This is a genomic window from Arthrobacter sp. 2YAF22_2 (assembly GCF_052114645.1).
Taxonomy (GTDB): domain Bacteria; phylum Actinomycetota; class Actinomycetes; order Actinomycetales; family Micrococcaceae; genus Arthrobacter.
Window position 1 is genome coordinate 1 of the sequence record NZ_JBFRFD010000151.1, and the last position, 7,167, is coordinate 7,167.

Here is a 7,167-nt window from a genome sequence, read left to right on the forward strand (position 1 = left end):
GGGCACGGCGCAGAAGGCCTTCTACGAGGGGTGCCTGTCGCTGAACGGGCTGCAGGCGGCCGTGCTGCGTCCCGAATCCGTCCGGCTGGACTTCACCGCGGTGGACGGCACTGCGCAGCAACGTGACTTCACCGGCTGGCAGGCACGCATTGTGCAGCACGAGACCGACCATCTGCACGGCATCATCTATCTCGACCGGGCGGAGTTGCGTTCGCTCAGCAGCAACGCCGAATACACCGAGCGCTGGGCCCAGCCGGACATCGCACACGCCCGGCAGGGCCTGGGGTTCCTGCCGGACGAACCCGCCGGTTAGTCCGCCGGCGCCGGTTAGTCCGCCGGCGCCGGGTTGGCCGCCGTCGGGAGATGGCGGGACCACCACTGCAGGATCTGATCGAACCGCTGCCGGCGGTGATGCGGAGTGCCGGCGCGGGACAGCTCGTGGTTTTCGCCGGGGAAGACCAGGAAGGCGGCCTCCACCCCGAGTTGCTTGAGTGCGGTGAAATAGCGCTGGCCCTGCTCCACCGGGCAGCGCAGGTCCTCCTCGCTGTGGATCACCAACGTTGGCGTTTGAACCTGGCCCACCCGGGCCATGGGGCTCTGCGCCGCCATCTGTTCGGCCGAACGCCCGGTGTACTCGCCGCCGAAGAACCAGCCGATGTCAGAGGACCCCGTGAAGCTCACAGGATCCAGGAATCCGCGTTCCACGATGGCGGCCTTGAAGCGGTGATCCTGGCTGATGGTCCAGGCCGTCAGGTAGCCGCCGTAGGATCCGCCCATGATGCCGAGGGCGTCGCCGTCGAGGCCCTCGAACTTCTGCAGCGCCCCGTCCAGGAAGGCCAGCACATCGTCCATATCGACCGTTCCCATGCGTTCCTTGATGGCGCGGCCGTGGGCCTGGCCGTAGCCGGCGGAGCCGCGCGGGTTGCACATCAGCACGGCGTAGCCCGCCGCCGCGTAGACCTGGGCCTCGTCGAAGAGCGCGCCGGTGAACTGGGCGAACGGGCCGCCGTGGATGTTGAGCAGCACCGGGTGCGGGCCGTCCCCGGCCGGGCTGACCAGCCACCCATGGACCGGATAGCCGTCCGCGGCTGCGAAGGTGAGTTCCTGCGGCGCGATGATCCCGGCCTCACGAAGCGGCGCCGAGAAGTCGGTGAGCACCCGAAGCTTGCCGCCCTCAGAGACTGCCAGGTCCCCGGCGGTCTCCGCGTCGGCGAAGCTCAGGATCAGGGTTCCCGCGTTCTCGGCGGCGCCGGTGACCACCCGCTCGTCGTCGAGTACGACACTGCGTTGCCCGCCGGGGCCGAACTCCAGCAGTTGGACGGTGCCGCGTGCGTTGTTCAGAACCAGCACGCCGTCTGCGCCGCGCAGCTCGATCCCGCTGCCGCCCAGGTCCGTGGACTCCGGATCGCTCAGCCTAACGGCGTCGCCGCCTGCCGCCGGCATAACGTACAGCGCAGTGTTACGGGCTACGAAATCCAGACCCGCGGCGCCGATGTCCTGGGCCGCGAAGTACAGCCACCGCCCGTCCCGGCTGTGCCGGACCGCCCCGACGGAAAGCCTGCCGGTGTTGCCGCTGCCGGTGCTCACGGGCTCGGGGCCGCCTCCCCCGCCCTTAGGTTCAACGGGGATCCGGTAGATGCCGCTTACCAGGTCATTGTCGCGGACCTCGTGCAAGGCGGCGACGAAGTAGACGGCGCGGCCATCGGTGCTGAAGCTGGCGCCGTCGTGGTCGGCGGGGGCCGTGGTCAATGCGCGTACAGCCGGCAGGCGCCCGTCACCGTCGCCGCCCTCGGCGGCCTCGGCCGCCTTGACGGCTTTGAGCGCCCGGCCGGCGGGGGCCACCGCGGGTTCCTCGGCCAGGCTGGGGACGTCGATGATGTGGAGCTGGAGGGGTTTGTCCGCTGTGTAGCCGACGCCATTCATCCGGTACTGGTAGTCCGTGATCAGCCGGGCGTCTTCTCCGCCTGCGGCCACCCCGTCGACCGTGCCGTACCGGCCGTCCTCCGGTTTTCTGGCGCTAAAAACGATGCTGCGGGAATCCGGGGACCAGGCGAAGGCACTCACGCCCAGCGGTGCGTCGGTCACGGGAACGGGCTCGCCGCCGGCGGCCTCGACGATGTGCAGCTGCGGCTTGCCGCCCGGCACGGCACGGAGGAACGCCAGCACCCGCCCGTCCGGGGAGAAATCCGGTGCCGTGTCACGGAAGCCGCGGGTGAGCCGCCGCGGAGGGAGCGCCGGATCCACCGGTACCTCCCACAACTGGCCCACGTAAGCGTCGGCGTCGAAATCGGGGCGCACCACGGACACGACGGCCCGGGAGCCGTCCGGGTGCACGGCGGGAGCCGAAACGGACTTAAGCAGGGGAAGATGTTCGGGTTTCACGAGTGCGAGCCTAGCCGCTGCCGTCCGGGAGGTGAAATACCTCACACCGGCGCGCCGCTGCGCGCAGCGGCGGCCGGCAGCCCGGCGATGGCCGCGGCCGGCGGCCCTACGATGGAGTCTATGCCCGCAGCCTCCCTTGCCCTCCTCGTGTGCCCCGTGTGCCGGAGTCCCTTCGAGCCGGGCAGTGGCGGCAGGTCCCTTGTCTGCCGCGCCGGCCACAGTTTCGACGGCGCCAAGCAGGGCTACTTCAACTTCCTGACCGGTAAAGGCACGGTGTTCGAAGCCGACTCCGCCGACATGGTGGCGGCCCGTTTCGATTTCCTGTCGGCCGGTCATTACCGGGGATTGGCCGGCGCCGTCGCCGACCTCGCTGCGCCCTTCCTGGCCGGCGCCGGAACCGCGGTGCTGGATGCGGGCACCGGCACCGGCCACTACCTTCGTGCCGTGCTGGACCGGATTCCGGTGCCGGCCGTCGGCCTCGACATCTCGAAATTCGCGCTGCGCCGGGCGGCGCGGCTGAACCCGGAGGCGCTCAACCTCGTCGGCGACGTGTGGCAGCCGCTTCCGCTGGCGGACAACGCCGTCGACGTCGTCACGGTCGTCTTCGCACCGCGCAACGCGACCGAGTTCGCTCGCGTCCTGCGCCCGGGCGGCCGGCTGATCGTGGTCACGCCGCGGCCGGGACACCTGGCCGAGATCGCCGGGCAGACCGGCATGCTGGGCATCGAACCGGCCAAGGAGGAACGCCTCGCGGCCACGCTGGCCGGGCGCTTCAGCGCCCACCCCGGACGGGAGTTGGACCTGACGCTGAGCCTGACGCCCGCGGATGTCGCCAACTTGGCTGTCATGGGGCCGGCCGGGCACCACCTGGACCGGGATGCCCTGACCGCGAGGGTGGCGGCTCTGCCCGCACGCACCGCCGTCTCGGCCCGGTTCCGGATCAGCCTCTTCGAGCCGCTGCCCGCGCAGGAGGAGGCCGGGGATTCAGCCCCCAGGTAACGAGTTGGCCACGTTCGCTGRCTGACAATGGCAGCCCGCCCGCTCCCCTGCTGTCCGGCCTAGGATGGAAGCACGTGACGGGGTCTGCGCCTGCGACCCCGGGCTGAGCGTCAAGGGGGACGAGATGTTTGAATGGCTGGCCGACAACTGGTGGGCCCTGTGGCTCACGGTCTTCCTGGTGTTCGCCGTGGTGGAGATGCTGACCCTCGACCTGTTCTTCATCATGCTCGGCGGCGGCGCCCTCGCCGGCCTGCTCTCCGCATTCGCGGGAGCCGACCTCTGGCTCCAGATCGTCGTCTTCAGCGTGATCTCGCTGCTCATGATCGGCTTCGTGCGGCCCGTCGCGCTCAAGCACCTGCGCAGTAGCCCGGCCGACCAGCGCAGCAACGTCGAACGCCTGATCGGTGAATCCGCGCTCGTCATGGAGCCCGTCAGCGCCAACGGAGGCTTGGTCAAGATCGGCGGCGACGTCTGGACCGCCCGTTCGGACAGCGGCGTCCTGGCCGCCGGCCAGCGCGCCGTCGTCCGAGCCATCGACGGTGCCACCGCCGTCGTCGTCCCGCAGCCGGATTCGGCAGCGGAACGGGAAACGACAGCGCAGTAGCCACAGAAAAAGCTGCCCCGAGGGGCAGACATCCTTCCTGCCGCCGCCACCGGCCGCAGGGGCAGCGGCAGACGAACTGCCGTCGAAGAAGCAAAACCACATATCTGGGGAAAAAGGTGATGTATGGATATCGCAGTCGCAATAGTGCTGCTGGTACTCGTTGCGTTCGTAATAATCGTGCTGGTGCGCTCGGTGCGGATCGTTCCGCAGGCCCGCGCCGGCGTCGTGGAACGCCTGGGCAAGTACCAGCGGACGTTGAACCCCGGCCTCACCATCCTGATTCCCTTCGTCGACCGGCTGCTGCCGTTGCTCGACCTGCGCGAACAAGTGGTCTCCTTCCCCCCGCAGCCGGTGATCACCGAGGACAACCTCGTGGTCTCCATCGACACCGTGGTCTACTTCCAGGTGACCGACGCGCGGGCCGCCACGTACGAGATTGCCAACTACATCCAGGCAGTCGAACAGCTCACCACCACCACGCTGCGCAACGTGGTCGGCGGGCTGAACCTCGAAGAAGCTCTGACGTCCCGTGACCAGATCAACGGCCAGCTGCGCGGAGTCTTGGACGAGGCGACCGGTCGCTGGGGCATCCGGGTCTCCCGGGTGGAGCTGAAGGCGATTGACCCGCCCCACTCCATCCAGGACTCGATGGAGAAGCAGATGCGGGCCGAACGTGACCGCCGCGCAGCCATCCTCACCGCCGAAGGCACCAAGCAGTCGGCCATCCTCACCGCCGAAGGCCAGCGCCAGTCTTCGATCCTGAAGGCCGAAGGTGACGCGCAGGCGGCGATTCTGCGGGCCGACGGTGAGGCGCAGGCCATCCAGAAGGTCTTCGACGCCATCCACAAGGGCAACCCGGACCAGAAGTTGCTGGCCTACCAGTACCTGCAGACGCTGCCGAAACTTGCCGAAGGCAGTTCCAACAAGCTGTGGATTATCCCCAGCGAGGTGGGCGAGGCACTCAAGGGCATCGGCAGCGTCCTGGGCGGGGTCAACCCGGGCGGGGCGTCAGAAAGCGCGCCGGAGGGCTAAGCCAGACGGCACGACGGACAAGATGGGGAGGCATCCGCCGCGGCGGGTGCCTCCCCTGTCCGTTTCAGGAGCGCAGCTTTCGGGAGCGCAGCTTCCAGGCGCGGCACGTTCGGGAGCAGCGGCCCTGAAGCCGCTACGCCGGGGGTGCTGGCGTCGACAGGTAGTCTTCGATGGCGTCCGCGGCGGCAGTCGATCCGCCGGCTGAACGGACGTGTTGGCTCATGGCCTGCAGGTTGCGCCGGACTTCCGGATCCCGGTTGAGGCCGGCGGCGGCGGTCAGGATCAGTGCGGCTGAGAGCCCTTCCGCAGGCAGGCGGCGGCCCAGATGCAAGTCCTCGACGCGCCGGGCATTCGCTTCCTGTTCCGGTTGCAGCGGATAGGCCAGCAGGGGCACCCCGAAGTACAGCGCCTCCATCGTGGAATTCATCCCCGTGTGGGAGAGGAAGACGTCGGCGTGCCGCAGGACCTCCAGCTGCGGAAAGGCAGGACGGATGTCGACGTTTCCTGGGATTGGCCCCAGTTCCGATACCTCGACTCGGTCGCCGATCGCCATGGCTACCTGCCAAGGGCTGGCGGCGAAGGCCTGAAGGCACATCCGGAAGAAGTCCGGACGGTCGTTCAGCGGCGTGGTCCCGAGCGAGATGAACACCAGGGGCTGGTCCTTGCTGCCGGGTTGCCATGCCCCCGCGGTGACTCTGGGACCAAGGCTGGGCCCGACAAAGTGGAAGCTGGCGTCAAAGGTGTCTCCGGCGGGTTGAAATTCCCTGGGGATGAAACAAATGTTCAACGACGCCGGCGGCCCCTCCATGAGGGAGAAATGGTCCAAGCCCTGCCCGGCCGCGAAGTCCTCGATCCGCTGGCGGGCCTGTCTCCATGCTGCCAGCATTTCGGCCGGTGCTCCGGCCGGCATCAGCTCCCGCATCGAGAAGTGTTCGTTGCTCGCATAGCTCGGGAGCAACGCGATGTCCGGGAGCCCGAGCTTGATCGCGGCCATCTTCCCGGCCAGCGTCATGGCGTCGTAACAGACAGCGTCCGGTAGGTCGGCGCTCAGGCGGGCCAACAGTGCAGGGAATTCCTCCCGTGCCCGCTCGAGGAGACGGTCCAGCAATCCTGACATCATCCCGGGTGCCAGGGCCCCCGGCATTCCTGGCGGCGACGACCCCGGGCGGGCGCCGCCAGGCGAACCACGGAACCGGGGAAACTGCGCGGCCAGATCCTCCCCGCTCTCCAGGAAGGCGGCTCCGGCAGCATGCACGGCCTGTTCGTAGGTTGCCGAGGTTGCATACGTGACACGGTGGCCGCGGCGGACGAGCTCCGCCACGACCGGCAGGGTCGGATTTACGTGGCCCGCGGCAGGCAGGCAGATAAAGGCGATATGCATGGTGCCGCTCCTCGGACAGACAGCGCCCGATCCAGCGGCGGATCCCGCGGCGCATGTTCCGGGTCTCTCATTATCGTACGTACAGTCGCTTTGGATGGCCATGAGTGCGCCCAGCACGACCCGGCACTCCGGGTAGCCGCACCTTGGCTTTACCCGCACTGCCGCATCCGCGTATACTTGTGTATTTGTCCGGTCGGTTCAGCCAGCCGGAACAATTACGCTTCGCGGCGCGTTATACCTACTGATGAATTCTGCAGCTTTCTGCAGTGGGAACGCAACGCACAAAGTAGTCCGGTGAGGTCCTTGCGGCCCCCGGCTTGCGCAGGGCCCGGCCCTGCGAACCGATCATGAGGGAGAAAAGATGAGCGATCGCAGCCTGCGGGGTATGCGCCTTGGCGCACAGAGCATGGAGACCGAATCCGGTGTCGAACCGGCTCCGCGCCAGCGGGTTGAGTACCGTTGCGCGGACGGCGAGCAGGTCTTCGTGACCTTCTCCTCGGAAGCGGAGATCCCCCCGGTATGGGTTTCGAAGACCGGCAAGGAAGCCCTRCTGGTCGACGGCGAACGCCCCGTCAACAGCAACGAGAAGGCGGTCCGCACCCACTGGGACATGCTGCTGGAACGCCGCTCGCTGCCGGAACTGGAGCAAATCCTCGAAGACCGGCTCACCATCCTGCGCGAACGCCGCGGCGAACGCCGCTCAGCCTAGCCCCGCCGCAGACTTTCGGTGGCAGCGGCGGCCAAGCCGCAGCCACAAAAGGGCCGGCCC

Annotated in this window: 7 protein-coding genes; 5 read left to right on the top strand and 2 right to left on the bottom strand. The window is 68.3% G+C overall.

The genetic code is table 11. From position 1 onward, the window contains the following. A partial coding sequence (locus AB4Y86_RS08260; RefSeq protein WP_441401774.1) for a peptide deformylase occupies window positions 1-313 on the top strand: 313 nt, incomplete at its 5' end. A gap of 14 nt (window positions 314-327) precedes the next feature. On the opposite strand, the gene AB4Y86_RS08265 is transcribed toward AB4Y86_RS08260, so the two are convergent. Next, entirely contained in the window at window positions 328-2,382 is a 2,055-nt protein-coding gene (locus tag AB4Y86_RS08265; protein WP_441401775.1) for a S9 family peptidase, read from the bottom strand. 120 nt (window positions 2,383-2,502) lie between these two features. On the opposite strand from AB4Y86_RS08265, the gene AB4Y86_RS08270 reads away from it, so the two are divergent. The 3 genes from AB4Y86_RS08270 to AB4Y86_RS08280 all read left to right on the top strand — a co-directional run bounded on the left by AB4Y86_RS08270 (window position 2,503) and on the right by AB4Y86_RS08280 (window position 5,017). Further along, window positions 2,503-3,381 (top strand): methyltransferase domain-containing protein, encoded by an 879-nt coding sequence (locus AB4Y86_RS08270; protein ID WP_441401776.1) that lies wholly within the window; start codon window positions 2,503-2,505, stop codon window positions 3,379-3,381. A 124-nt stretch (window positions 3,382-3,505) separates the two neighbouring features. Continuing rightward, complete coding sequence (locus AB4Y86_RS08275) at window positions 3,506-3,985, top strand: NfeD family protein (protein WP_441401777.1); 480 nt, start codon at window positions 3,506-3,508, stop codon at window positions 3,983-3,985. Between the two features lie 123 nt (window positions 3,986-4,108). Further along, window positions 4,109-5,017 (top strand): SPFH domain-containing protein, encoded by a 909-nt coding sequence (locus tag AB4Y86_RS08280; RefSeq protein ID WP_441401778.1) that lies wholly within the window; start codon window positions 4,109-4,111, stop codon window positions 5,015-5,017. A gap of 133 nt (window positions 5,018-5,150) precedes the next feature. On the opposite strand, the gene AB4Y86_RS08285 is transcribed toward AB4Y86_RS08280, so the two are convergent. Continuing rightward, window positions 5,151-6,398, bottom strand: a complete 1,248-nt coding sequence (locus tag AB4Y86_RS08285; RefSeq protein ID WP_441401779.1) for a macrolide family glycosyltransferase — start codon at window positions 6,396-6,398, stop codon at window positions 5,151-5,153. 361 nt (window positions 6,399-6,759) lie between these two features. Here AB4Y86_RS08285 and AB4Y86_RS08290 point away from each other — a divergent pair, with 361 nt between their 5' ends. Next, window positions 6,760-7,107, top strand: coding sequence for an RNA polymerase-binding protein RbpA (locus tag AB4Y86_RS08290; RefSeq protein WP_136322768.1), 348 nt, complete (start codon window positions 6,760-6,762; stop codon window positions 7,105-7,107). Window positions 7,108-7,167: the final 60 nt, after the last annotated feature.

Coding starts and splice junctions, on each gene's coding strand:
- AB4Y86_RS08270 (WP_441401776.1), top strand. CDS start 2,503: ATGCCCGCAGCCTCCCTTGCCCTCCTCGTGTGCCCCGTGTGCCGGAGT.
- AB4Y86_RS08275 (WP_441401777.1), top strand. CDS start 3,506: ATGTTTGAATGGCTGGCCGACAACTGGTGGGCCCTGTGGCTCACGGTC.
- AB4Y86_RS08280 (WP_441401778.1), top strand. CDS start 4,109: ATGGATATCGCAGTCGCAATAGTGCTGCTGGTACTCGTTGCGTTCGTA.
- AB4Y86_RS08285 (WP_441401779.1), bottom strand. CDS start 6,398: ATGCATATCGCCTTTATCTGCCTGCCTGCCGCGGGCCACGTAAATCCG.